Source organism: Hydrogenophaga sp. (assembly GCF_030373245.1).
Classification (GTDB): domain Bacteria; phylum Pseudomonadota; class Gammaproteobacteria; order Burkholderiales; family Burkholderiaceae_C; genus Hydrogenophaga.
This window is the reverse complement of record NZ_JAUCZF010000002.1, coordinates 479,365-505,367: the sequence shown is the minus strand read 5'-3', so window position 1 is coordinate 505,367 and position 26,003 is coordinate 479,365. Positions and strand designations below refer to the sequence as shown.

At 63.1% G+C, this 26,003-nt stretch carries 23 protein-coding genes and 1 other RNA gene; 13 read left to right on the top strand and 11 right to left on the bottom strand.

What is annotated here, in order from left to right; genetic code table 11:
• The first annotated feature begins 12 nt into the window (after positions 1-12).
• From QUV25_RS07835 to QUV25_RS07820, 4 genes are all read left to right on the top strand, one after another.
• On the top strand, positions 13-855 hold the full coding sequence (locus QUV25_RS07835) for a thymidylate synthase (protein WP_300862966.1): 843 nt from the start codon (positions 13-15) through the stop codon (positions 853-855).
• 133 nt (positions 856-988) lie between these two features.
• On the top strand, positions 989-1,900 hold the full coding sequence (locus tag QUV25_RS07830; protein WP_300862964.1) for a DMT family transporter: 912 nt from the start codon (positions 989-991) through the stop codon (positions 1,898-1,900).
• Positions 1,893-2,411, top strand: a complete 519-nt coding sequence (locus QUV25_RS07825; protein ID WP_300862962.1) for a dihydrofolate reductase — start codon at positions 1,893-1,895, stop codon at positions 2,409-2,411. Before QUV25_RS07830 ends, QUV25_RS07825 begins: the two co-directional genes overlap by 8 nt.
• Position 2,412: 1 nt before the next feature.
• Positions 2,413-3,177 carry an exodeoxyribonuclease III gene (locus QUV25_RS07820; protein WP_300862960.1) on the top strand — a complete coding sequence of 255 codons (765 nt, stop codon included), beginning with the start codon at positions 2,413-2,415 and terminating at the stop codon, positions 3,175-3,177.
• Between the two features lie 145 nt (positions 3,178-3,322).
• On the opposite strand, the gene ntrC is transcribed toward QUV25_RS07820, so the two are convergent.
• From ntrC to QUV25_RS07790, 6 genes are all read right to left on the bottom strand, one after another.
• A complete protein-coding gene (gene ntrC, locus QUV25_RS07815; RefSeq protein WP_300862958.1) occupies positions 3,323-4,849 on the bottom strand; it encodes a nitrogen regulation protein NR(I) in 1,527 nt (508 codons plus the stop codon).
• A gap of 44 nt (positions 4,850-4,893) precedes the next feature.
• Entirely contained in the window at positions 4,894-5,997 is a 1,104-nt protein-coding gene (glnL, locus tag QUV25_RS07810; RefSeq protein ID WP_300863086.1) for a nitrogen regulation protein NR(II), read from the bottom strand.
• Positions 5,998-6,077: 80 nt separating this feature from the next.
• Positions 6,078-6,638 (bottom strand): hypothetical protein, encoded by a 561-nt coding sequence (locus QUV25_RS07805; RefSeq protein ID WP_300862957.1) that lies wholly within the window; start codon positions 6,636-6,638, stop codon positions 6,078-6,080.
• A gap of 221 nt (positions 6,639-6,859) precedes the next feature.
• Positions 6,860-8,275 (bottom strand): type I glutamate--ammonia ligase, encoded by a 1,416-nt coding sequence (gene glnA, locus QUV25_RS07800; protein WP_300862954.1) that lies wholly within the window; start codon positions 8,273-8,275, stop codon positions 6,860-6,862.
• Positions 8,276-8,511: 236 nt separating this feature from the next.
• The gene (locus QUV25_RS07795) at positions 8,512-9,360 is read right to left on the bottom strand and encodes a molybdopterin-binding protein (protein ID WP_300862951.1); all 849 of its coding nucleotides are present in this window, start codon (positions 9,358-9,360) and stop codon (positions 8,512-8,514) included.
• Positions 9,357-10,268, bottom strand: coding sequence for an EI24 domain-containing protein (locus tag QUV25_RS07790; protein ID WP_300862950.1), 912 nt, complete (start codon positions 10,266-10,268; stop codon positions 9,357-9,359). Before QUV25_RS07790 ends, QUV25_RS07795 begins: the two co-directional genes overlap by 4 nt.
• Positions 10,269-10,658: 390 nt before the next feature.
• Between QUV25_RS07790 and QUV25_RS07785 the strand changes: the two genes are divergently transcribed.
• A complete protein-coding gene (locus QUV25_RS07785; protein ID WP_300862948.1) occupies positions 10,659-11,390 on the top strand; it encodes a DUF2726 domain-containing protein in 732 nt (243 codons plus the stop codon).
• A gap of 18 nt (positions 11,391-11,408) precedes the next feature.
• Here the strand turns inward: QUV25_RS07785 and QUV25_RS07780 are convergent, their stop codons facing one another.
• Complete coding sequence (locus tag QUV25_RS07780) at positions 11,409-12,158, bottom strand: 16S rRNA pseudouridine(516) synthase (RefSeq protein WP_300863085.1); 750 nt, start codon at positions 12,156-12,158, stop codon at positions 11,409-11,411.
• Between the two features lie 89 nt (positions 12,159-12,247).
• On the opposite strand from QUV25_RS07780, the gene QUV25_RS07775 reads away from it, so the two are divergent.
• Complete coding sequence (locus tag QUV25_RS07775; RefSeq protein WP_300862946.1) at positions 12,248-12,889, top strand: DUF2062 domain-containing protein; 642 nt, start codon at positions 12,248-12,250, stop codon at positions 12,887-12,889.
• 44 nt (positions 12,890-12,933) lie between these two features.
• Here QUV25_RS07775 and ssrA read toward each other — a convergent pair.
• From ssrA to ompA, 4 genes are all read right to left on the bottom strand, one after another.
• Positions 12,934-13,321, bottom strand: a transfer-messenger RNA (tmRNA) gene (ssrA, locus tag QUV25_RS07770).
• Between the two features lie 12 nt (positions 13,322-13,333).
• Complete coding sequence (gene gph / locus QUV25_RS07765) at positions 13,334-14,011, bottom strand: phosphoglycolate phosphatase (RefSeq protein WP_300862945.1); 678 nt, start codon at positions 14,009-14,011, stop codon at positions 13,334-13,336.
• Positions 14,008-14,712, bottom strand: coding sequence for a bifunctional 2-polyprenyl-6-hydroxyphenol methylase/3-demethylubiquinol 3-O-methyltransferase UbiG (gene ubiG / locus QUV25_RS07760; RefSeq protein WP_300862944.1), 705 nt, complete (start codon positions 14,710-14,712; stop codon positions 14,008-14,010). The genes gph and ubiG overlap by 4 nt, the downstream gene beginning before the upstream one ends.
• A 174-nt stretch (positions 14,713-14,886) precedes the next feature.
• A complete protein-coding gene (ompA, locus tag QUV25_RS07755; RefSeq protein WP_300862941.1) occupies positions 14,887-15,558 on the bottom strand; it encodes an outer membrane protein OmpA in 672 nt (223 codons plus the stop codon).
• Between the two features lie 263 nt (positions 15,559-15,821).
• Between ompA and gyrA the strand changes: the two genes are divergently transcribed.
• The 7 genes from gyrA to QUV25_RS07720 all read left to right on the top strand — a co-directional run bounded on the left by gyrA (position 15,822) and on the right by QUV25_RS07720 (position 26,003).
• Positions 15,822-18,461 (top strand): DNA gyrase subunit A, encoded by a 2,640-nt coding sequence (gene gyrA / locus QUV25_RS07750; protein WP_300862940.1) that lies wholly within the window; start codon positions 15,822-15,824, stop codon positions 18,459-18,461.
• Positions 18,458-19,576, top strand: a complete 1,119-nt coding sequence (serC, locus tag QUV25_RS07745; protein ID WP_300862938.1) for a 3-phosphoserine/phosphohydroxythreonine transaminase — start codon at positions 18,458-18,460, stop codon at positions 19,574-19,576. Before gyrA ends, serC begins: the two co-directional genes overlap by 4 nt.
• A complete protein-coding gene (gene pheA, locus QUV25_RS07740; protein ID WP_300862936.1) occupies positions 19,573-20,670 on the top strand; it encodes a prephenate dehydratase in 1,098 nt (365 codons plus the stop codon). Before serC ends, pheA begins: the two co-directional genes overlap by 4 nt.
• A 63-nt stretch (positions 20,671-20,733) precedes the next feature.
• The gene (locus QUV25_RS07735) at positions 20,734-21,612 is read left to right on the top strand and encodes a prephenate dehydrogenase/arogenate dehydrogenase family protein (RefSeq protein ID WP_300862935.1); all 879 of its coding nucleotides are present in this window, start codon (positions 20,734-20,736) and stop codon (positions 21,610-21,612) included.
• Positions 21,613-21,660: 48 nt separating this feature from the next.
• Positions 21,661-23,727, top strand: coding sequence for a bifunctional 3-phosphoshikimate 1-carboxyvinyltransferase/cytidylate kinase (locus tag QUV25_RS07730; protein WP_300862934.1), 2,067 nt, complete (start codon positions 21,661-21,663; stop codon positions 23,725-23,727).
• 167 nt (positions 23,728-23,894) lie between these two features.
• Positions 23,895-25,577, top strand: a complete 1,683-nt coding sequence (rpsA, locus tag QUV25_RS07725; protein WP_300862932.1) for a 30S ribosomal protein S1 — start codon at positions 23,895-23,897, stop codon at positions 25,575-25,577.
• A gap of 105 nt (positions 25,578-25,682) precedes the next feature.
• Positions 25,683-26,003 (top strand): integration host factor subunit beta, encoded by a 321-nt coding sequence (locus QUV25_RS07720; protein WP_300862930.1) that lies wholly within the window; start codon positions 25,683-25,685, stop codon positions 26,001-26,003.

The window sequence follows — 26,003 nt, the reverse complement described above, 5'->3', positions numbered from 1 at the left end:
CTCCTTCGCCACATGACCGCTTCCGCCGCCCGCCCTGTCCGATCGCAATACGAAGACTTCATGCGCCACGTCTACACGACCGGCGTGCAAAAGACCGATCGCACCGGTACCGGCACCACCAGCGTCTTTGGCCACCAGATGCGTTTTGACCTGAGCGAAGGTTTCCCGCTGGTCACGACCAAGAAGGTTTTTCTGAAGGCCATCATCGTAGAACTGCTGTGGTTTCTGCGTGGCGACAGCAATGTGAAATGGCTGCAGGATCGCGGTTGCACCATCTGGGACGAATGGGCGCGCGATGACGGTGACCTGGGACCGGTTTATGGCGTGCAGTGGCGCAGCTGGCCCACGCCCGGCGGCGGTCACATCGACCAGATCGCCGATGTGATGCACACGCTCAAGAGCAATCCCGATTCGCGCCGCATCATCGTCAGTGCCTGGAACGTGGCCGAGCTCTCCAAGATGGCGCTCATGCCCTGTCACGCGTTTTTCCAGTTCTATGTGGCCCCGGCCACCGAGCCTGGCGGCCGCGGCAAGCTCAGCTGCCAGCTCTACCAGCGAAGCGCCGACATTTTTCTGGGTGTGCCGTTCAACATCGCCAGCTATGCGCTGCTCACCCACATGGTGGCGCAGCAATGCGATCTGGAGGTGGGCGACTTCATCTGGACCGGTGGCGACTGCCACATCTACAGCAACCACCAAGAGCAGGTCGAGCTCCAGCTCAGCCGCCAGCCGTTCGCCTACCCCACGCTGCGCATCTTGCGCCGCCCGGCTTCCATCTTCGACTACGAGTACGAGGATTTTGAAGTGCAAGGCTACGAACACCACCCGGCGATCAAAGCGCCGGTGGCGGTTTAAGGCCTGTTCACACTGTTGTTCTGAGAAAAATGGTGAGAACAGACCCCAGACCCGTGGCCCACACACTTCACCGCGGCGCACCGAGGGAGATGCCCTTGTTCGGGGCAGCCCTTCGCTGCGGTCGTGTGCCCACATGATCTCTCGCAAGCAGGCCTGGGCGCTGCTCGCCCTCACGCTCATGTGGGGCGTGAACTGGCCCATGATGAAGCTGTCTTTGCAGGAGATGAGTCCGCTCTTCTTCCGCGCCAGCACCATGCTGCTGGGTGCTGGCTGGCTGTGTTTCTATGTTGCGCGCAAAGGTGAGCGCATGTGGCCGGCCGGGCGTGAATGGGGTGCGATTGCGCTGCTGGGCCTGCCCAACGTACTGGGCTGGCACACGCTGTCCATCCTGGGTGTCCAGGAGCTGGCCTCGGGTCGGGCTGCCATCCTCGGCTTCACCATGCCGATCTTCACGGTGTTGCTCGGTGCCCTGTTTTTTGGAGAGCGCGTCACGCCGCGCGTGCGGGTGGCGGTGTTGTGCGCGGGTCTGGCGATTGGCCTGTTGCTGTGGCACGAGCTCGCCCGCCTGAGCGGCCGGCCCACCGGCATTGTCTGGATGTTGTCCGCGGCGGTCTGCTGGGCGCTGGGCACACTCATGTTCCGCCGCGCCCGGCTCACACTCTCGCCGCTGGTGGTGACGGTGTGGATGTTGCTGCTGGGCAGCCTGGTGGTCTGGGCGCTGGCGTTTGCGCTGGAGCCCCTGCCGCAGCCATCGCGCTTCTCGCTTCCGATGTGGGTCAGCCTGGTCTATGGCGTGATCATCAACTACGGCTATGCCCAGCTGATCTGGTTCGGCATGGCGCGCGATCTGCCGCCGGCCACCAGCGCCATGAGCGTGATGGCGATTCCACTGGTCGGCACGCTCAGTGCCACCGTCATCACCGGCGAGGTGCCCCACTGGCAGGACTGGCTGGCCATGGGCTTTGTCATGATGGCGATTGCCAGCGTGCTGTGGCCTGCGCGCCGACCGACCGTGATCGCCGCGGCACAATCGCCCCATGCCTGAATCTCCACCGCAGACCGCGCCCGCCCGCCTGCACCTGATCTACGCCCGCGGCGCCAACGGCGTGATCGGCAAGGACAACCGGCTGCCCTGGCATTTGCCCGAAGACCTGGCGCACTTCAAGCGCACCACATTGGGCTGCCCGGTCATCATGGGTCGCAAGACCTGGGACTCGTTGCCGCCGCGCTTTCGCCCGCTGCCAGGTCGCACCAACATCGTGATCACGCGCGATGCCGACTGGTCTGCCGAGGGTGCAGAAGTCGCCCACTCGCTGGCACAGGCGCAAGCACGGTGCCCGCCCGGCACCGATGCCTGGGTGATCGGTGGCGCCCAGATCTACGCCCAGGCTCTGCCTCTGGCGAGCAGCGTGGTGGTCACAGAGATCTCGCAAGACTTTGAAGGTGACGCGTTCGCCCCAGCACTCGGCGCCGAATGGCGGGAAGCGCAGCGTGAAGACCACGTCTCGTCCACCGGCCTGCCCTTCGCATTCGTGACCTACCTGAGATCCGCCTGACATGAAAGTCGCCACCTGGAACGTCAACTCCCTCAATGTGCGCCTGCCTCAGGTGCTGGACTGGCTGGCCGCCAACCCGGTCGATGTGCTGGCGCTGCAAGAGCTCAAGCTCACCGACGACAAGTTTCCAGCGCTGGCGCTGGGCGAAGCGGGTTACCAGTCGCAGTGGTTCGGTCAGAAGACCTACAACGGCGTGGCGCTGCTGAGCAAGACACCCGCGCAAGACGTGATCAAGAACATCCCGGGCTTCGCCGACGAGCAGTCGAGAGTGTTGTGCGCCACATTCAACGGTGTGCGGGTAATCGGCGCCTACTTCCCCAATGGCCAGGCACCTGACAGCGAGAAGTTTGCCTACAAGATGCGCTGGCTCGATGCGCTGCGCGCCTGGGTTCAACACGAGATGGCCGCGCACCCCCAGCTGGTGCTCATGGGCGACTACAACATCACCTTCGATGACGCCGATGTCTGGGATCCGGTCGGCCTGCGCGAGACCATCCACTGCACGACCGAGGAACGCGCGCAGTTGCAGGCCCTGATCAGCCTGGGTTTGCACGACGCTCACCGGCTGTTCGAGCAGCCACCCAAAGCCTACAGCTGGTGGGATTACCGGCAACTGGGCTTCCAGAAAAACCGCGGCATGCGCATCGACCACATCCTGATCAGCGATGCGCTGAAAGCGCGCGCCACGGCATGCACGATCGACCGCGAACCCCGCAAAAACCCCCAGCCCAGCGACCACGCGCCGGTGGTGCTCACGCTGGACTGACCATCCGGAAGACGCGATCCACCTGCGCGTCTGGGCGAAGCGGACTTGCTGCCTGACTGCGGTAGGACGCGGTCTGACCGACCGCGCGCATCGCACCCTGAAAGGGATGGCACTGCAGGTAACGAGGGGCGGCACCCCTGCACCCCTACTCCAGGTTCAGCTCCTGGATCTTTCTCGTGATGGTGTTGCGTCCGATGCCGAGCTTCTGAGCGGCCTCGATGCGCCGGCCCCGCGTATTGCCCAGGGCGGCCTGGATCAGCGCTGTCTCAAAGCGGCGACTCAGCACATCCCAGACATCGGTGCGCCCGGCTTCCAGCATCTGCAGTGCCTCGACGCGCAAATTGTTCTCCCAGCTGGACGCCGCTGGACCGGTCGCCGACAACTCGCCCACCACAGGCGCCATCGGCGACAGCGGCGCAGCGTCAGGTGTGACGGTCTTCAAGGCGGCTGGTGCAGGCAAGGGTTCGGACGCAGCTGCAGCCTGAGCCTCCGCCGCCTGCGCACCCATGGAAGCCAGTACCTCGGGCGGCAAGTCCTTGACCTCGACCACCTGGGCCGGCGCCATCACGGTCAGCCAGTGACACACGTTCTCCAGCTGCCGCACGTTGCCTGGGAAGTCAAACAGGCCCAACAGCTTGAGCGCACCCTCGGAAATGCGCTTGGGCTCCACGCCCAGCTGTTTGGCGCTCTGCTGCATGAAGAGGCGCGTGAGCATGGGCACGTCTTCCCGCCGCTCGCGCAGCGCTGGCAGACGCAGCCGGATCACGTTCAGGCGATGGAACAGGTCTTCGCGGAACCCCCCTTCCTTGACGCGCTGCTCCAGATTCTGGTGAGTGGCCGCAATCACACGCACGTTCGCGCGCACCGCACTGTGGCCACCTACTCGGTAGAAATTCCCGTCGGACAACACGCGCAACAGGCGCGTCTGGAGGTCAAAAGGCATATCGCCGATTTCATCCAGAAACAGCGTGCCACCGTCGGCCTGCTCAAAACGGCCACGGCGCATGGTCTGCGCACCGGTGAAGGCGCCGCGCTCGTGACCAAAAAGCTCGGATTCCAGCAGGTCTTTCGGAATCGCTGCGGTGTTGATCGCCACGAATGGGCCGCTGGCGCGAGGCGAATGTTTGTGCAGGGCACGCGCCACCAGCTCCTTGCCCGACCCGGATTCACCGGTGATCAACACCGTGACCTGACTCTGACTCAGTCTTCCGATGGCGCGAAACACATCCTGCATGGCAGGCGCCTGCCCCAGCATTTCCGGCGCATCGCCCATGCGATCTTCGGCCACCTCTTCGCGCTGGCTCTCCTCGACCGCCCGGTGAATCAGCTCCACCGCCTTGGGTAAGTCGAACGGCTTGGGCAGGTATTCGAAGGCACCGCCCTGAAACGCGGAAACCGCGCTGTCCAGATCGGAGAAGGCCGTCATGATGATGACGGGCAGGCCCGGCAAGCGCTCCTTCACTTTCTCCAGCAGATCCAGACCGGAGCCCCCTGGCATGCGAATGTCACTCACCAGAATCTGAGGGCCCTCGCTCTCCGGCGTATCGATCAGCGCCTTGAGCACCTCTTGCGGATTGGTGAAGCTGCGCGTGGGCAGGTTTTCGCGCAGCAAGGCTTTTTCGAGGACGAAGCGGATCGATTGGTCGTCATCAACTATCCAGATCGGCTTCATGTGTGGTCTTTCCCTTGGTCAGGCGGCGCTGGCAGTGATCGGCTTCAGGGCAACGGAATCAGCAGTTTGAAATCCGTGTGCCCGGGCTGGCTCTCGCACTCGATCAGGCCATGGTGTTGCTGCACGAAGGTTTGTGCCAGCGTCAGTCCCAGGCCAGAGCCGCCATCGCGCCCCGACACCAGCGGGAAGAAAATGCGGTCCTTGATCGAGTCTGGTACGCCAGGCCCGTTGTCGATGACATGCAATTCCAGTGCCAGGCGGTAGCGCTGCTTGCCAAATGTGACCTGGCGGTTGACCCGCGTGCGCAGCGTGATGCGCGCGTCACCCGCCTGCGTGCGCTCGACCAGCGCCTGCGCGGCGTTGTGGGCAACGTTGAGCACGGCCTGGATCAGCTGCTCCCGATCACCGCGAAATTCGGGAATGGAGGTGTCGTAGTCGCGCACCACCCTCAGGCCTTTAGGAAACTCGGCCACGATCAGCGAGCGCACCCGCTCGCAGACCTCATGGATGTTGACGTCACCCACCACGTGAGGGCGGCGATGCGGCGCGAGCAGGCGATCAACCAGCGACTGCAACCGATCCGCTTCATGAATGATGACCTGGGTGTACTCGATCAGTTCCTTGGCGCTCGCGCCGGGTGGGCTGGGCGCATGGGCCTGGCCCGACTGCCGACTGGAAAACTCCATCTGCAGCAGTTGAGCCGCCCCCCGGATCCCCCCCAGCGGGTTCTTGATCTCGTGCGCGAGGTTGCGGATCAGCTCCTTGTTGGCCTGGGCCTGGTCCATCAAGCGCTCTTCGCGCTCCTGACGGGTCTGCTGCTCCAGCGGCAGTAGCTCGACCACGACCTCGCCCACCCCTTCGGTCTGTGCCACGACGACGTGCACCGGCAGTGGCTCGTGGTTGGTCCGTTTGAGCCAGGCGTCGTAGCGCAGCGCCGCGAATTCGTTGTCGCGAGCGCCACTCAAGGCGTTCTGCAGCAGCATCGGTTCGGTGAAGCAGTCCTGCAGCGCGCTGCCGGTGATGCTGCGGCGAGAGATGCCCAGCGCGTCTTCCAGTGCGGCATTGGCAAACAGCACCCGCCCTTCACCTGACACCACAGCCACCAGCGTGGCGAGCAGGTCAAGCGCCTGGTAACGGGTGTGGGCCAGCGCCTGGCGCGGCGCGCGCGCAGCAGGGGGATGTGCCGACGCGGGCAGCGGACTTGGGATGGTGGGCTTTTTCAAGCCACCTATTGTGCGGCAGGTGCGGAGGCCGAACTCGCGCCAGGCAAGCGGCCGAGCTCGCGCCGAATGCCTTCCACATCGCTCTCGGCGCGACCCACAGCGGCTTTCAACTCGGCCACGCGATCCAGGTAGCGCTGGTAGTTGCGTGATTCGATGCCCTGTTTCTCGGGTTCACCGTTGGCGTATTCCTTGCGCGCCAGGGTCAGGCGCTCCTCCGCCTTGCGCAACTCCGCTTCCAAGATGGCACGGGCGTCGCTGTCGCGCTGGCGCTGGGCGGTGGCGTCGATGCGATCGTTGGCGCTGCGAGAAGCCGTCGGCGTGCTGCGCGGTGCGGTGCTGGCCCGCGGCGCAGTGCCGGCCTGCGGGGCCGTGCCCTGCACGATGGTGATGTTGCCGCCCTCCATGAGCTTGCAGCCGCGCGTCTTCGCCACCTCGGGATTGTTGATGTACTCCACTGGCTTGCCCTCGCAACGGTACACCCGCTCCTGGGCCTGGGCTGGCGCGACAAACAGGGCCGCCACGCCAACCAGCGTCATCGAGAGCCCGATCCAACGGCTTTTATGCATCAAGAAACACACTCCACAATCCAGGAACACCATGGCACTCCAGGGAGCACCTCACATTTCAGTATGACCGATCCATCCACCGAAAGTGCCGCAATCAGGCAAACCGCCCGCTGAATATGCCGCACATCACGACAAAAGGGACAGCCTGAGCTGTCCCTTTTGGCATTTGACCCACACCCAAAGGTGGGATCGCGGCGGCCGGCCCGCGGGCCGGTCGCGCATCAAAGGCTGAAGTACATGTCGAACTCGACCGGGTGCGGCGCCATGCGGAAGCGGGTCACCTCGCCCATCTTGAGCTCGATGTAGGCGTCCAGCATGGAGTCGGTGAACACACCGCCCTTGGTCAGGAACGCGCGGTCCTTGTCCAGGTGTTCAAGCGCCTGGTCCAGGCTGTGGCACACGGTGGGGATCAGCTTGTCCTCTTCCGGCGGCAGGTGGTAAAGGTCCTTGGTGGCGGCCTCGCCCGGGTGGATCTTGTTTTCCACGCCATCCAGACCAGCCATCATCAAGGCCGAGAAGGCCAGATACGGGTTGGCTGAAGGATCGGGGAAACGCGCCTCGATACGGCGACCCTTGGGATTGGCCACGTACGGGATGCGGATCGAGGCCGAGCGGTTGCGCGCCGAGTAGGCCAGCTTCACAGGGGCTTCGAAGCCAGGAACCAGGCGCTTGTAGGAGTTGGTGCCGGGGTTGGTGATGGCGTTCAGGGCACGGGCATGCTTGATGATGCCGCCCACGTAGTACAGCGCGAAGTCCGACAGACCGGCGTAGCCGTCACCGGCAAACAGGTTCTTGCCATCCTTCCAGATCGACTGGTGCACGTGCATGCCCGAGCCGTTGTCGCCCGCGTAGGGCTTGGGCATGAAGGTGGCGGTCTTGCCGTAGGCGTTGGCCACGTTCTGCACCACGTACTTCAGCACCTGGGTCCAGTCAGCTCGCTCGACGAGCGTGCTGAATTTGGTGCCGATCTCATTCTGGCCCGCGCCAGCCACCTCATGGTGGAACACTTCGACCGGGATCCCCAGCGATTCCAGGATCAGCGACATTTCGGCGCGCATGTCCTGCGTGCTGTCGACCGGGGGCACAGGGAAGTAGCCGCCTTTGACGGTGGGACGGTGGCCGCGGTTGCCGCCTTCGAGCTTGGCACCACTGTTCCAGGGAGCTTCGTACTCCTCAATCTCGTACATCACGCGACCGGGCTCATTGCTCCAGCGCACGCCGTCAAAGATGAAGAACTCGGGCTCCGGACCGAAGTAGGCGGTGTCGCCCAGGCCGGAAGCCTTGAGGAAAGCCTCAGCGCGTTTGGCGATGGAGCGCGGATCGCGGTCGTACGCCTTGCCGTCACCCGGTTCAATCACATCACACTGAAGAAACAGCGTCGTCTCTTCATAGAACGGGTCGATGTTGGCGGTGTTCGAGTCGGGCATGAGCTGCATGTCCGAGGCTTCGATACCTTTCCAACCCGCCACCGAAGATCCGTCGAACGCGTGGCCCGAAGTGAACTTTTCCTCGTCAAAGTGCGAAATCGGCACGGTCACGTGCTGCTCTTTGCCTCGGGTGTCGGTGAAACGGAAGTCAACAAACTTGACTTCGTTGTCTTTCACCATTTGCATCACGTCTGCGACGGTCTTGGCCATCAAATACTCCTGTAGCTGGGTCGGTGGAAAAAAATGAACGAACGATAGGACTAAGCAGTTTCTGTGCCATTTGGCCGACCCGTGCCGTCAGCCACAGACCTGGCAAGCGCCGCTTGGTGGGCATTATCGTGCACAAGATTTCGAGCCGCCCGCTTCGGTGCACGCCATTCGGGGTATTGAACTGAAAGCACCAAATCAGTGCGTCCGCATTAATTGCACCAGACTGGGGCTCCTTCTCATCGCACCATTTCGGGGCCCAGGCGCGCACCCTGTGCGCGCAATCCATCGAGCAATTGAACAAACGCCAAACCCACGGCCACCGGTTCGCCCTTGACGCCGAGCTCGATGTGGCGTCCGAACTGGGGATGGTCCACGCTGGGCAGGCTGAACACCTTGACCGCGTGCGCCTCTTCGATACCCTCCATGAGCGGTGTGAGCGCCGCCTCCATGGCGCCCATCACCACCACCGAGCGCTCCATCCAGACGCCTTGCCGATGCCAGGCCTTGTATTCGGTGTCCAGCACCGACTCGATCATGGGCCAGGCCATGACCGGGAAACCGGGCACAAAATGCACCACACCACCGCCCTCACCCTCGCAAGTGAAGCCCGGAATTTTGTTGTACGGGTTGTGGATCAGGCGCGCGCCAGCTGGAAAGGTCCCCATGTTGTAGCGGTGCACGTTGTCGGGGCGCAGCGGGTCAAAAACCTGGCCTTGCTCGATGGCCACGTCGCGCATGCGCTGCTCGATCAACGACTTGGCCTCCGGGTGGAGCACCAGGTCGCGCCCCAGCGCGGCGGCCGCGCACTGGCGAGTGTGGTCGTCCGGCGTGGCACCGATGCCACCGCAAGAGAAGACCACTTCGCCACCGGCAAAAGCTTCGCGCAGGGCGGCGGTGATGCGGGCTCGGTCGTCGCCGATGCATTGCGCCCAGGCCAGCGACAGGCCACGAGTGGACATCAGCTCAGCCACTTTGGGCAGGTGCTTGTCGGCCCGTTTGCCCGAGAGAATCTCGTCGCCAATGATGATGAGGCCGAATGCGGGCGGCGTGATGTGTGGCGAAGACGGGTCGGAGGCGAGTGTCATGGCGGGGTGCTTGTGTCGGAGGAAGGCGCGTGCGGCAAGCGCTCGGGCTGATCGCGCTGGGGAGGGCCTGGCAGCGGGTCGAGGTCTGACACCACATCGACCTGCTCGGTTAGGGGCGAGGCACGCAGCGCTTGCAGGCAGCTGAGTGCGTAGTGGGCAAACCACAACGACGCAAAGGCGAACACCAGCGTGTACACCCAGATGGCCACTGGTACCAGCAGCGGCGCCATGGCGATGAACATCGCCCCAGACGCCCAGAGCAGACTCGGTGCTGCGCCCAGATAGCCACTGAGCACACCCATGAGCAGCAACTGACCGCGCCGTTCGCTCAGGATCTGCTTGCGCTCTTGCGCACTGGCATGCACCGCCAGCGCGTCAAACGCAAACACCCGGTAGGTCAGCCAGCCCCAGATCAGTGGTGGCAGGATCAGCACCAGGGGCGGCACCAGCCACAACGGCATCGAAACCACCAGCGCCACCAAGGCCAGCAAGGTCGAGCCCAGCGACCACAACACGCTGATCAGCAACGATCCCCCCTGCTTGCGCTCCAACCCGGCGAATCGGCGCTGGCCGACCATTTCCACCATCGTGGGCGTCATGAACATGGCCACCAGGAGCAGACAGAGCAAGACGATCATCGGCGTGGCCAGCACCAGCACCAGCAATGGGCCGAACACCGTTCGCAACGCACCCAGACCGATGCCCTCCAGCCAGGCCAGAAAGGTCTGCACCAGCGAATAGCTTTCCAGCCACGCTGTGACGGATGCGACCGCGCCCTCCCAAAAGAAATATCCCAGGCCGAACGACAGCAACACCATCATGACCAGCGGCAAAAAGGAGAGGGCGATCACCCGCGGATGCACGCAATAGGCCACCGCGCGCCAGAACGAATCAAACAGCAGGCTCATGACAACCAAGAATACCGGGTTTCATGGCCAGCTTCGACCGTCGCGGCATCCTCCGGGTGACAACAGGGGTTCAGCCACTGTGCTCGGTTCGGTCCAGAGCCGCTCTGCCAGACCGACAAACCGCCCAGACCTCACCTGTTTACAGGATGTTCAATCGGCCCCAGCCTGTGCACAATCACGGGTTTGCCTCTTTTCGCTCCTCAACCATGCACACCGATCCCTCAACCCCCCCGATCGGCGTTGAACCACCCCGCCCTGGTGCAATTGACCCATGAAACCCTGGGGAAACCCCAAGAACTTCACGTCAAGGGCGGCTGAGATGGCTGCACCTTGCGCCCCACGCGGCCATTAGTCCGTACACTTTGATACATATTTGTTTCAATGTCGCTCGTGACCTACTCCTTCAACCCCTGGCTGCTCGCGGCCCTGGTTCCAGTGTTGCTGGTGCTGGGGGCTTTCGCGCATCAGCAGTGGGTGGAGCGCCGCACGCGCAAGCAGCGCCGAATTCCCAAGCATTGGCCACTGGGCACCCGCCCGCTGGCCAACAGCGAAGAAGCCCGGGTCTGGAACTGGCTGTCCAGGGCCTTCTACGATCACCACGTGATGATCAAGCTGCCGGTGACCCGCTTTACCCTGCCGCGCGACAAGGAACAGGGCATGCACTGGTACCGGCTGCTGGGCAGCGTCTACTGCACCTTTACCATTTGCAAGGCCGACGGACGTGTGATCGGTTGCCTGGACGTGCCGGGCCAGGCCGGGCTGCCCCGAAGCACCCGCGCACTCAAACACTCGCTGCTCACCCAATGTGGCTTGCCCTACTGGGTCATCCGCTCCGACGCACTGCCTACCATCGCCGAAATCCGCGCCGAGTTCCTCGGTGAATCGCTTACCGCCCAGGGCATGCGTGAGCGCGAGTTCGAGGAGCGAGCCATCATTGCCGCGCAGACCAATCTGCGCACCGCGCTCAACCGCCAGCGCAGCAGCCGGCAAAGCGACTTCGGGCCCATGTCCAACTGGCCCAACAGCAACAGCAGCACCCTGCGAGCCAGCGATGGCAGCAGCGAGTGGCAGGACAATTCGTTCCTGGTGCCGCTGGACAGCCGCCGCGGCGACCTACTCTGACGCCGCAAGGCTTGTTGGTCAGGCCGCTTTGGCGACTTTGCCCGTCAAGGCGCTCACCTCGGTATCGCTCAACCAACGCCACTGCCCCGGCAACAAACTCTCTGGCAACGACACCGCACCGATGCGTGACCGGTGCAAGCTCTCCACCCGGTTGCTCACAGCGGCCACCATCCGCTTGACCTGGTGGTACTTGCCCTCCGTCAGCGTGAGTTCCAGTGTGTGCTCGTCCAGGGCACGGCAACCCGCTGCACGCACCGGTTTCGGATCGTCGTCCAGCACCACGCCCGCCAACAACCGGTCCAGCTGCGTCGCATCCAGCGGGTGCTTCACCTGCGCCAGATACACCTTGGGCACATGGTGACGCGGGGAGGTCATGCGGTGGATGAATTTGCCGTCGTCAGACAGCAAGAGCAGGCCCGTGGTGTCCTGATCCAGCCGTCCCACCGCCTGCACGCCAGCCGCCGCCCCGCCGCCCCGCATACGCAGCGGCCCAGGCAACAGCGTGTAAATGCTCGGATAGGTGCTCGGTTTTTGAGAGCACTCAAAGGCCGCTGGCTTGTTCAGCATCAGATACGCCTGAGCCTGATAGACCCAGGGCTCGCCCTGCACCATGAAGTTCAGACCGACGGGATCGAAGACCCCGGTGGGGTCAACCACCGGCACAAGTTGCCCGCCCACCTGCACCTGCACCAGGCCCTGCTGCACCAGACCAAAACAGACCCGTCGGGTGCCAAAACCTTGCGAAAAAAGAATGTCCTGAAGCTGCATCATGTGAGGTGAATTGTCGCCGCTCCCTGGAGGCTGGTGATCCATCAGCGACAATCAAAGGTTGCACGCCGTCCCACTCACTCCGTCGGATGAAACAGAAGTTCAAACAGTGGTTGCCTGACCCCGAAACCGTGCGCACCAATCGCTGGTTGCGCTGGATGGGGCCGATCCTCAAGCACCCGCGCCTCTGGCATCTGAGCCGCAAAGGCATCGCCATGGGGCTTGCGTTGGGCATCTTCTTCGGCCTGCTGATCCCGGTGGCCCAGATTCCGTTTGCTGCTGCCACAGCCGTCTTGCTGCGGGCCAACTTGCCGATGGCCGTGGCGAGCACGCTGGTGACCAACCCGGTCACCTTCGGCCCGGTTTACTTCGGGGCCTACCAGTTGGGCAAGTTCATCTTGAACGAGCCCGCGCTGTCAGAAGAAGAGGCGCTCAAGGCGCTCGACAAGGCGCATGCCGTCCCCAATTCAGACCTCAGCCTGTCTGATCGCATCCGGGTATGGACAAAACAGTTCGGCAAGATCGGCAAACCGCTGGTTGTGGGACTGGCCATTGTGGCCACGTTCAGCGGACTGCTGGTGTACTTTCTGGCCAGCGGCTTGTGGACTTTGAGAACCCGATGGACCCGTCGTCAACGCCTGCGCAAACGCAGCCCGCAGCGCCCTCGGGACCCTGCAGATGCGGCAACACCTTCCCCTGTCCGTAGCAATGACCAGACATCCGAGCCATGAAAAAAGTCGCCAGGCGGGTGAAGCTGGCGACTGATTCAATTAAATGGTGGAGCTGGGGGGATTCGAACCCCCGTCCGCAAGCCTTCTTCGCGCAGTTCTACATGTGTAGTCGTCTGATTTGATCTCGCTTCCCCAGCCGCGCAGCGACACGCTAAAAGGAAAGCCAGCAACCTTGCGTCTTGTTGCGCGCCAAGTTGCCCGACGCCCAACCAGCCTATTGAATTATCTTTGCAGCCTGGATCCCCACAGCTCGCGCCATGAGAACCCTTGCCCAGCCCATAGGCATGCTGTTGCAAAGCTCACCGGCAATTAAGCGGCGAGTGCGAAACGTTCGTCGTTTGCAGTTAGTTTTTTTCTGCGGATTTACGAGGTGACAGAACCTCGACATGCCCTGCTGCGTGTCCGAACCCACGTCGAAACCAATGCAGCCCCTGACACGCTAGTTTAAGGCAATTCAAACAATTTCAAGACCTCCAGCGGAGAGTGCACCTCCGCATCGGCACCCCAGCTCGCCACATCGGCACCGGGACCGAGGTAGCCATAGCGCGCGGCCACCGTAGGCATGCCGGCAGAACGGCCAGCCAGGATATCTCTCGCATCGTCGCCCACATACAGGCATTGCGCAGGAAGAAGACCAAGCTGACGCGCCGCTTCAAGCAGAGGCGCCGGGTGCGGCTTGGCATGCGGCGTGGTGTCGCCGCTGACGATGGTGGCAGCCGATCCAAACAAAGGCATGGCGGCGGTGAGTGGCGCGCTGAACCGCTGGGCCTTGTTGGTCACAACGCCCCAGCGAAGCCCTTGCCGCATCAGTGCCGCGAGCAAGTCTTCCACCTGGTCAAAGACCATGGTGCGCTGGGTCAGCGTGGCCTCATACTGAACGTAGAACTCCTCTCGCAGCGCTTCATAGGCCGCATGATCGGGCGTCATGCCGAAGGCCACACCGAGCATGCCCCGGGCGCCGGAACCGGCGTGCGGACGGTAATGCTCAAACGGCAGCGCTGGCAGGCCGCGCACCGAGCGCATGTGCTCGGCGGCTGCGCCGAGATCAGGCGCGCTGTCCACAAGGGTTCCGTCCAGATCAAACAGCACCGCCCGAATCTGCTGAAAGCTGAAGACGCTCATGTCTTGCGGGTAGCGAACATGTAGTTGACGCTGGTGTCCTGACTGAGCCAGTAGCGGCGGGTCAGAGGGTTGTATTCCAGGCCTTTGGTTTGCGACAAATCCAGATCGGCTGAGCGGCAATGCGCGGCGAGTTCGCTGGGGCGGATCAACTTGGCATATTCATGTGTTCCCTTTGGCAGCATCTGCAGCACGTACTCAGCCCCGACGATGGCAAACAGGAACGATTTTGGGTTGCGGTTGATGGTGGAAAAAAACACCCATCCCCCGGGCTTGACCAGCTGAGAACAGGCCTTGACCACAGAGCTGGGGTCTGGCACGTGCTCCAGCATCTCCATGCAGGTCACCACATCAAAGCTTGCGGGTTGATCAATCGCGAGTGCCTCGGCGCTGATCTCGCGGTAGGTCACGTTGGGCGTACTGGCTTCCAGCGCGTGAAGCTGGGCCACTCGCAGCGCCTTACTCGACAGGTCGATACCCGTGACTTCAGCGCCCTTTCGGGCCATGGAGTCCGACAGAATTCCACCACCACAGCCAATGTCCAGCACCCGCTTGCCGGCCAGCGGTACCAGGGCATCGATCCACTCCAGGCGCAGCGGGTTGATCTGGTGAAGAGGTCGGAATTCGCTCTCGGGATCCCACCAACGGTGGGCCAGATCGGAAAACTTGGCGAGCTCTGCGGGATCGGCGTTAACGGTCTTCATTTTTTAATTCTCCCACGGCTGGCAAACAGGCTTATCGACCCTGGATATTCGACCCTGGCCATGTGGCCCGAATGCGAAGCGCCGCGTCGAGTCACCCACCGGATCGACAGACGAAAAAAAGCCCTGCCGGCTTGCGCCAACAGGGCCTTGCGTCTGAGACGCAGAATTCAATGCTTACTTGTTGGCGCGGGTACCGACCACTTCCACTTCAACGCGGCGGTTCTTGGCGCGACCTTCGCGGGTGCTGTTGTCAGCGACCGGCTGGGTCAGACCCTTGCCTTCGGTGTAGATGCGGTTGCTTTCGATGCCCTTGGAAACCAGATAGGCCTTCACGGCTTCAGCACGGCGGTTAGACAGCGCCTGGTTGTACCCGGCAGGGCCGGTGGAATCGGTGTGGCCGACGGCAATCACCACTTCCAGGTTGATGCCGGAGACTTTGCCAGCCAGGTCGTCCAGCTTGGCTTTGCCTTCAGGCTTGAGCACTGCCTTGTCGAAATCGAAGAACGCATCGGCAGCGTAGGTCACTTTGGACGCTGCAGGTGCTGGAGCAGGTGCGGGGGCGCGAGCCGGTGCGGCAGCCGCAGGAGCAGGAGCAGGAGCGGGCGCAGCTGCAGGGGCCGGTGCAGGAGCAGGGGCAGGAGCAGCAGCCTTGGGCACGATCGCGCCGTCGCAGCCGACAGCAGCCGTGGCGGGCGTCCAGGAGGCATCGCGCCAGCAAAGCTCGCTGGTGCCGTTCTTCCAGACGGTGCCATCGGCACCACGCCAGTTGTCCACAGTCTGGGCGCCAGCAGCGGTAGCCAGGGCGGCCGTTGCGAACAGCATTGCCACTTTGTTCAGTTTTTTCATGGTTTTCCTCTTGGTAAGCCGCGTTCGGGCTGGAATAGAAACGATGACGCTTTCAGTGACCACCACCAGAAACGTTGAATTCATTGTGCCACAAGCCGCTCGCCGGCCGACCCACCTGGGCTCCCCTGCAAGTAACCCGTTTCGATTAGTCACCCCCATCCGTTGTTGAACTACAACAATAAAGCAGCCAGGAAGCGGCCCACGCGAGCCGCCTAAAATGTGCGGTTGCCTCCGGGATCCTTTTACGCATCACGCCGCCCTCCATGACCCAGTTCGCCAAAGAGACATTGCCCATCAGCCTGGAAGAGGAGATGCGCCGCAGTTACCTGGATTACGCGATGAGCGTGATCGTGGGGCGTGCGTTGCCCGATGCGCGCGATGGGCTGAAGCCGGTGCACCGGCGAGTTCTGTTCGCGATGCACGAGCTCAACAACGACTGGAATCGGCCCTACAAGAAGTCGGCCCGCATCGTGGGTGATGTGATCGGCAAGTACCACCCGCACGGTGACAGCGCGGTGTACGACACCATCGTGCGCATGGCTCAGGACTTTTCGCTGCGCCACATGCTGGTCGACGGCCAGGGCAACTTCGGCTCGGTCGACGGCGACAACGCAGCCGCCATGCGCTACACGGAAATCCGGCTCTCGAAGATCGCGCACGAAATGTTGGCCGATATCGACAAGGAGACGGTCAACTTCGGCCCCAACTACGACGGCAGTGAAAAAGAGCCGCTTGTGTTGCCCAGCCGCCTGCCCAACCTGCTGGTCAATGGCTCGGCGGGCATCGCGGTCGGTATGGCCACCAACATCCCGCCGCACAACCTCAACGAGGTGGTCGATGCGTGCCTGCACCTGCTCAAAAACCCGGAAGCCACCATCGAAGAGCTGATGGAAATCATTCCGGCGCCGGACTTTCCCACCGCCGGAATCATCTACGGCATCAACGGCGTCAAGGACGGCTATCGCACCGGCCGCGGCCGAGTGGTGATGCGCGCCAAATGCCACTTCGAAGACATCGACAAGGGCCAGCGCCAGTCCATCATCGTGGACGAGCTCCCCTACCAGGTGAACAAAAAGACGCTCCAGGAGCGCATCGCTGAACTGGTGCACGAGAAGAAGATCGAGGGCATCAGCCACATCCAGGACGAGTCCGACAAGTCGGGCATGCGCCTGGTGATCGAGCTCAAGCGCGGCGAAGTACCCGAAGTGGTGCTCAACAATCTGTACAAGCAGACCCAGCTGCAGGACACGTTTGGCATCAACATGGTCGCGCTCATTGACGGCCAGCCCAAGCTGTGCAATCTGATGGACCTGATCCAGGTTTTTCTGGATCACCGCCGCGAGGTGGTGACGCGGCGCACCGTATTCAACCTGCGCAAAGCGCGCGAGCGCGGCCACGTGCTCGAGGGCCTGGCCGTCGCGCTGGCCAACATCGACGAATTCATCAAGATCATCCGCGAGTCGCCCACGCCACCGGTGGCCAAGGCCGAATTGATGACGCGCAGCTGGGACAGCGCGATGGTGCGCGAAATGCTTACCCGTGCCCGAGCCGATGGCGGCGTGATCAATGCCGATGACTACCGTCCCGAAGGGCTGGAGCGCGAATTCGGCATGGGCAGCGATGGGCTGTATCGCCTGTCAGAGACGCAGGCGCAGGAGATCCTGCAGATGCGTCTGCAGCGCCTGACCGGTCTGGAGCAGGACAAGATCGTGGCCGAATACAAGGAAGTCATGGGCTTGATCGACGACCTGCTCGACATCCTGTCCAGGCCCGAGCGCGTGTCGACCATCATTGGCGAGGAGCTGTCCGAGGTGAAGCAGGAGTTTGGCCAGACCAAGCTCGGCGCGCGCCGCAGTCTGGTGGAACACAGCTCGTTCGACCTGTCGACCGAGGACCTGATCACGCCCACGGACATGGTGGTCACGCTCAGCCACAGCGGCTATATCAAGAGTCAGCCGCTTTCGGAATACCGGGCACAGAAGCGCGGAGGTCGTGGCAAGCAGGCCACCGCGACCAAGGAAGACGACTGGGTCGACCAGCTGTTCATCGCCAACACCCACGACTACATCCTGTGCTTCTCCAACCGCGGCCGGCTTTACTGGCTCAAGGTGTGGGAGGTACCAGCTGGTTCGCGCGGTTCACGTGGGCGCCCAATCGTCAACATGTTCCCGCTCGAAGAGGGCGAGAAGATCAACGTCGTGCTGCCGCTGACCGGAGAGGCCCGCAGCTTCCCGGAGGACCGCTTCGTGTTCATGGCGACCTCGATGGGCACGGTCAAGAAAACACCCCTCAACGAGTTCAGCAACCCGCGCAAGGCCGGCATCATCGCGGTTGGCCTGGACGAAGGTGATTACCTCATTGGTGCCGCCCTCACAGACGGTCAACACGATGTGATGCTCTTCAGCGACGGCGGCAAGGCCGTTAGATTCGACGAAAACGACGTGCGACCGATGGGTCGCAACGCGCGCGGTGTGCGCGGCATGGCCATTGAAGACACCCAAAGCGTGATCGCCATGCTGGTGGCCGAAGACGAGGCGCAGAGTGTGCTTACCGCCACCATCAACGGCTACGGCAAGCGCACTCCGATCGGCGAATACACCCGCCACGGCCGCGGCACCAAGGGCATGATCGCCATCCAGCAAAGTGAGCGCAACGGCAAGGTTGTGGCCGCCACGCTGGTGCACAGCGACGACGAGATCATGCTCATCACGGACACCGGTGTTCTGGTGCGCACCCGGGTGAGTGAAATCCGAGAAATGGGCCGCGCCACGCAGGGCGTGACCCTGATCGCGCTGGACGACGGCTCCGAGCTCTCTGGCCTGCAGCGCATCGTGGAGAACGACGCCAACATCGTTGGTACCACCGAAGAACCTGGCGACGCCGACGGCGCAGACGCTGCATGACGCCTCCCGCCGCGCGTCCTTACAACTTCTCCGCCGGCCCGGCGGCCATGCCCGTCGAGGTGCTGCAACAGGCAGCGAACGAGATGCTGGACTGGCAAGGCACGGGCATGAGCGTGATGGAGATGAGCCACCGCGGCAAATCCTTCATATCGATCTGCGAGGCCGCCGAGCAAGACCTGCGCGAGCTGCTGGCGGTGCCCGAGCAGTTCCGTATCTTGTTCATGCAGGGCGGCGGACTGGCCGAGAACGCCATCGTACCGATGAACCTCTCGCGCGGCGGTGTGGTCGATTTTGTGGTGACCGGCAGTTGGAGCCAGAAGTCGGCCAAGGAAGCGCGCAAATACGCCACCGGCCACATCGCAGCCAGCAATGAGGCCGATGCCCACACCACCCTGCCCGATCCAGCCAAATGGCAAGTGAGCGCTGACGCGCAATACCTTCATCTCTGCAGCAACGAAACCATCCACGGGGTGGAGTTCCATGATCTGCCCGACCTGAAGGCGCTGGGCAGCGATGCACCTCTGGTGATCGACTTCTCTTCCCACGTGGCTTCTCGACCGGTGGACTGGTCGCGCGTCGGTCTGGCCTTTGGTGGGGCGCAGAAGAACCTGGGCCCAGCTGGCCTGACCCTGGTGGTGGTGCGCGAAGATCTGATCGGACACGCTCTGTCCAGCTGTCCCAGTGCGTTCGACTACAAGACTGTGGCCGACAACGCATCCATGTACAACACACCCCCGACCTACGCCATCTACGTGGCGGGACTCACGTTTCAATGGCTCAAACGGCAGACCGAGGGCAACGCGAAGGGCATCGCTGCGATGGAGCAGCGCAACATCGCCAAGGCCAAGGTGCTGTACGACTTCATCGACAGCTCACAGCTCTACCAGAACAGAGTGGCCAGAAACTGCCGGTCGCGCATGAACATTCCCTTTTTCCTGCGTGACGAGTCGCGCAACAAGGCCTTCCTGGACGGTGCGCAGGCCGCTGGTCTGCTGCAGCTCAAGGGACACAAGTCGGTCGGTGGCATGCGTGCCAGCCTGTACAACGCCATGCCCATCGAAGGCGTGCAAGCACTCGTCGCGTTCATGCGCCATTTCGAAAGCACCCAGGCATGATCCAGCCCACCCAGTCCGACGCCCTGGCCGCGCTGCGCGTGCAGATCGACTCGCTCGACCAGCAACTGCTGTCGTTGCTCAACCAGCGTGCTCGGGTGGCCGAGCAGGTCGGTGAGATCAAGCGCGCCGAGGGGTCACCGTTTTTTCGTCCAGACCGGGTGGCCCAGGTGATCGACAAGATCCAGGCCAACAACGAGGGGCCTTTGCTCAACCAGCATGTGGCCTCGATCTGGCGCGAAATCATGTCGGCCTGTCTGGCACTGGAGGCGCCGCAGCGCGTGGCGGTGCTGGGGCCGGCGGGCACGTTTTGTGAGCAAGCCGCGGTCGAATTTTTCGGCGGTGCGGCCAACCTCATTTACTGTGCCAACTTCGACGAGGTGTTCCATGCAACCGCAGCAGGCACAGCGCAATACGGCGTGGTCGGCATGGAAAACTCCACCGAAGGGGTGGTCGCGCGCTCGCTTGACCTCTTCCTGCGATCACCCGTGCATGTGGTGGGCGAGGTCAGTCTGCTGATTCGCCACAACCTGCTGCGCCAGGTCAATTCGCTGGATGGCATCGAAGTGGTGATGGCGCATCCGCAAGCGCTGGCCCAGTGTCAGAACTGGCTGACGCAGCACCTGCCCAATGCCGAGCGCCGCGCCGTGTCCAGCAACGCCGAAGGCGCTCGCCTGGCAGCGACGAACCCTTCCTGGGCAGCGCTGGCGAGTGAACGCGCTGCCGGTCAGTTCGCGCTGCATATCGTGGCGCACGCGGTGCAGGACGAGGCCTACAACCGCACCCGCTTTGCCGTCATCAGCCTGCCACAGACCATGGCCATGCCACCGCCCTCAGGGCGCGACTGCACCAGCCTGGTGGTGTCGGTACCGAACCGGCCGGGCGCTGTGCACGACCTGCTCGTGCCGCTGAAGAACAACGGCGTGTCCATGACGCGTTTTGAATCCCGTCCCGCCAAGTCGGGCCAGTGGGAATACTATTTCTACATCGATTTGTCAGGACATCCTTCGCAGCCCAACGTGGCCGCCGCCCTGCAAGAACTTCAAGGCCTGTGCGCTTTCTACAAGGTACTGGGTGCCTACCCGGTGAACGAATGATCTTCACAGCGAAACCCGCCGTCCTAGTCGCGCATTCGGCCATCGAGCCAGGAATGGCCAGTCATGTTTGAGCAGCTGGGTTTGATCGGTTGTGGGCTCATGGGTGGCTCATTTGCGCTGGCCCTGAAAAAGGCGGGGCTGGTCAAACGCGTGGTGGGCTACAGCAAGTCGCCATCAACCACCGAGCGCGCACGCCAGATGGGCGTGATCGACGTGGAAGCTCCGTCTGCCCTGCTCGCCGTTTCCGGCGCCGACCTGGTCTTGCTGGCGGTTCCCGTGTCGGCCACCGAGGCCACCTTCAAGGCAATTCGCCATCTGGTGCACAAAAACACGCTGGTGATGGATGTGGGCTCGACCAAGCGCGAGGTGGTCGACGCGGCGCGGCGCGTGTTGCGCGACCAGGTGGGCGTATTCGTCCCGGCCCACCCGATCGCAGGCAAGGAGCTGGCCGGCGTCGAGCATGCCGACGCCGACCTCTACACCGGCCGCCAGGTCATCCTGACCCCCATCGAGCGCACCTACACGACACAGCTGACCAAGGCCGAGCAGGTGTGGACTGGACTGGGCTGCCACGTGCTGCAAATGTCTCCAGAAGAGCACGACGCCGCCTATGCCGCCGTGAGCCACCTGCCGCATCTGCTGGCTTTTGCGCTCATGAACGCGATCGGCGAACAGGAGAGCGGCAAAGCGTTTCTGGAGCTCGCCGGTCCCGGGTTTCGCGATTTCACCCGCATCGCCGCCAGCGACCCCAGCGTGTGGCGCGACATCTTGGTGTCCAACCGCGAAGAGCTGCTGGCGCAGTCGCGCCATTTCCAGCGCGCACTGCACGCACTGGAATCCGCCATCGATTCGAGCGATCCGGATGCACTGGAAGTCCTGATCGATCAGGCCAGCAACGCGCGCGCGCACTGGCGCATGACCGCCACAAAACCCCAGCGCTGAGGCAGTTCAAGTTCCAGCGCGCCGGCGTCCAGCGCCGCTCCCAGCACCATGTACGCCACCTCATTTCTCGATATTCCGCCTCTGGCCAGCGCCGGAGGCGTGGTTCGCTTGCCTGGCTCCAAGAGCATCTCCAACCGCTTGCTGCTGCTCGCCGCCTTGAGCAAAGGCAGCACCGATGTGATCGACCTGCTCGACTCGGACGACACGCAAGTGATGCTGCAAGCCTTGCACCAGCTCGGCTGCGCGCCGCAACCTCAGGCCGACGGCAGCCTTCGGGTCAATGGGCTGGGCGGTCAGCTGACCGTGAAGCAGGCGACGCTCTTCCTGGGCAATGCGGGTACGGCCATGCGTCCGCTCACCGCCGCCCTCGCGCTGCTCGCCACAGAGCAAGGCGCCGTGTTCGAACTGAGCGGTGTGCCTCGCATGCACGAGCGCCCGATCGGCGATCTGGTGGACGCCTTGCGTCAGATCGGTTGCCCCGTGACATGTCTGGGTCAGGCTGGCTACCCGCCGCTGCGGCTGGGCGACGGCCAGGCGAGGCCGTTGCAGCTTGGGGCAGCCATCCGCGTGCGGGGCGATGTCTCCAGCCAGTTTCTCACCGCTCTGCTGCTGGCTTTGCCGCTGGCAGCACGGTTGCAGGACGTGGTGATCGACGTGGTGGGCGAGCTGATTTCCCGACCCTACATCGACATCACGCTCAACCTGCTGGCCCGCTTCGGTGTGCAGGTGCGGGCGGAAGGCGCTTCCCGTTTTGTGATCCCTGCAGGCAGTCGCTACACCTCACCGGGACGCATCGCAGTGGAAGGCGATGCATCGTCTGCGAGTTACTTCATTGCGCTGGGCGCCGTCGCGCCGCCGCGATCGGGTCACACCGGCATCACCATCGAGGGCGTGGGCCTCTCGTCGATCCAGGGTGACATCCGCTTTGTGGAAGCAGCACGGGCCATGGGCGCCGACATCACCGGTGAAGACAACCGCCTGCACATACGTCGCGGCAGCTGGCCGCTGAAAGCCATCGACCTCGACTGCAACCACATCCCCGACGCGGCCATGACCCTGGCGGTGATGGCGCTGTACGCAGAGGGCACCACCACATTGCGCAACATCGCCAGCTGGCGGGTCAAGGAAACCGACCGGCTCACCGCCATGGCCGTCGAGTGCCGCAAGCTCGGCGCTGTGGTGGAAGAGGGTGCGGACTTCCTTCGCATCACACCCCCCGTCAAGGCCTCTGATTGGAAGCCTGCATCCATCCACACCTACGACGACCACCGCGTCGCCATGTGTTTCTCCCTCGCCGCCTTCAACCCGGCGCAGCAGCCAGTGCGCATCGAAGACCCCAAGTGCGTAGGCAAGACCTTTCCCGACTATTTCGAGGCCTTGTTCGGCGTCTGCGAGGCTCAGCCTCACCACATCCCGGTGCTGTGCGTCGACGGGCCCACCGCCTCGGGCAAAGGCACACTGGCTGCGGAGCTGGCCCGGCACCTGGGCTATCACCTGCTTGACTCGGGCGCGCTGTACCGGCTGGTGGGTCTGGCGGCAGAACGCGCTGGCTTATCCACCGCGACCGCCGATCTGGCCGAGCCGGCGCAGGCCGATCGCCTGAGCAAGCTCGCCACCGACTTGCAGGTGCGCTTCACCGGCGAGCGCATCCTTCTGGGCGGCGACGATGTGAGCGAAGACTTGCGCTCCGAGGCAGCGGGCATGGCGGCTTCGCGCGTCTCGGCGGTGCCCCAGGTGCGGGCCGCTCTGCTCGCGCTGCAACACAGCTTCCAGCAGTTGCCTGGCCTGGTGGCCGACGGACGCGACATGGGCACGGTGATCTTTCCCGATGCACAACTCAAGGTGTTTCTCACCGCAAGTGCCGAACAACGCGCCATGCGGCGCTATAAGCAATTGATTTCAAAAGGAATTGCTGCTAATATCGACCCTCTTTTGGCAGACCTGCGTGCGCGCGATGAACGGGATTCCTCCCGCTCACACGCCCCGCTCAAGCCGGCCGAAGATGCCCTGATGCTGGACAACTCCAGCCTGAGCGTCGAGCAATCGGTGCAGCAGGTGTTGATCTGGTGGCAGAGCAAATCGGTGTTTCAGGCAACTGATCGCACCACCCCTTGATGGCCCAGACGGCACCGCCGGGCGCTCCCAGCCCGCAGGCCGAATGGTTCTTGCAACTCAACCCCGCGGTGTCTCGCACCGCACGTCAACGCCGCCCATCCGTCGAATCCTGCGCAAGCCTTTGCCGGCCTTGCTGCAACCGACGCTGTGTGGTTCTAGGAAACTGAATGTCTGAATCTTTTGCCGACCTGTTCGAAGAGTCCCTGAAACGCGCTGAGATGCGCTCGGGCGAAGTCATCACCGCAGAGGTGGTGCGCATCGAACACAGCCACGTCGTGGTCAACGCCGGCCTCAAATCCGAAGCTTACGTCCCACTGGCCGAGTTCAAGAACGACCAGGGTGAACTCGAAGTGCAAGTCGGCGATTTTGTCGCCGTGGCCATCGACTCGGTCGAAAACGGTTTTGGCGACACCCTGCTGTCGCGCGACAAGGCCAAGCGCCTGGCGTCTTGGATGTCGCTGGAAAAAGCGCTGGAGTCCGGCGAATTCGTCACCGGAACGACCTCCAACAAAGTCAAGGGCGGCCTCAAGGTCATGGTCAACGGCATCAGCGCCTTCCTGCCGGGCTCGTTGGTCGACAGCCGTCCCACCAAGGACCTCACGCCGTACGAAAACAAGACCCTGGAATTCAAGGTCATCAAGCTCGACCGCAAGCGCAACAACGTGGTGCTGAGCCGCCGCGCGGTGGTGGAAGCCTCGATGGGCGAAGAGCGCGCCAAGCTAATGGAAACGCTCAAAGAAGGTGCGATCGTCAACGGCGTGGTCAAGAACATCACCGAATACGGTGCGTTCGTGGACCTCGGCGGCATCGATGGCCTGCTGCACATCACCGACATGGCCTGGCGCCGTGTGCGTCACCCAAGCGAGGTGGTGCAGGCTGGTCAGGAAATCACCGCCAAGATCCTCAAGTTCGACACCGAGAAGCACCGCGTCTCGCTGGGTCTGAAGCAGATGGGCGACGACCCATGGATGGGCGTTTCGCGCCGTTACCCGCAAGGCACCCGCATGTTCGGCAAGATCACAAACATCGCCGACTACGGCGCGTTCGTGGAACTCGAGCCCGGCATTGAAGGCCTGGTGCACGTGTCCGAAATGGACTGGACCAACAAGAACGTGGCCCCTTCCAAGCTGGTGTCGCTGGGCGACGAAGTTGAAGTCATGGTGCTCGACATCGACGAAGACAAGCGCCGCATCTCCCTGGGCATGAAGCAGTGCCGCGCCAACCCCTGGCACGAGTTCGCCGAGCAGACCAAGCGCGGCGACCGCGTCAAGGGCCCGATCAAGTCGATCACCGACTTCGGCGTGTTCGTCGGCCTGGCTGCAGGCATCGACGGCCTGGTGCACCTGTCCGATCTGTCCTGGAATGAGCCCGGTGAAGCCGCCGTACGCAACTTCAAGAAGGGCCAAGAAGTGGACGCCATCGTGCTGGCCATCGATGTGGAGCGCGAGCGCATTTCTCTCGGCATCAAGCAACTCGACGGTGACCCGTTCACCACCTTCGTGTCGATCAACGACAAGGGCTCGATCGTGACCGGCAAGGTCAAGACGGTGGATGCCAAGGGCGCCGAGATCGATCTGGGCGAAGACATCATTGGCTACCTGCGCGCCAGCGAAATCAGCCGCGACCGTGTCGAAGACGCGCGCAACGTGCTGAAAGAAGGTGACGAAGTGAATGCTGTGGTGGTCAACGTAGACCGCAAGACGCGCAACATCCAGCTGTCGATCAAGGCCAAGGATGCCGCCGACCAGCAAGAAGCCATGGCGTCGCTGAGCCAGCAGTCCTCGCGTGAAAACGCGGGGACGACCAGCCTGGGTGCGCTGCTGCGCGCCAAGCTGGACAACAACAGCTGACCGGCAACGTCCGCACCAGATTCCGGCGTCCGGTGACGCGCAGGCCAAACCCCTGCGATGTCCCCGGCGCCGGACGCTCTTCGAACTCCGTCCCATCCGAGATTCATGACCCGTTCCGACCTCGTCGAAGCGCTGGCTGCCAAGTTCAGCCAGCTCACCCACCGCGATGCCGAGTTCGCCGTCAAGGCCATCCTGGATGCGATGGGCGATGCGCTCGTCAAAGGCCATCGCATCGAGATCCGGGGTTTCGGCAGCTTTTCGGTGAACCGGCGCTCACCTCGGGTGGGGCGCAATCCCCGTTCGGGCGAAAGCGTGCTGATTCCGGAAAAGCGCGTGCCTCACTTCAAGCCGGGCAAAGCCTTGCGCGAGCAGGTCGACAAGAAGACCGCCGAGATGATGGCGGCACCGACCCAACAGCCAGACTGA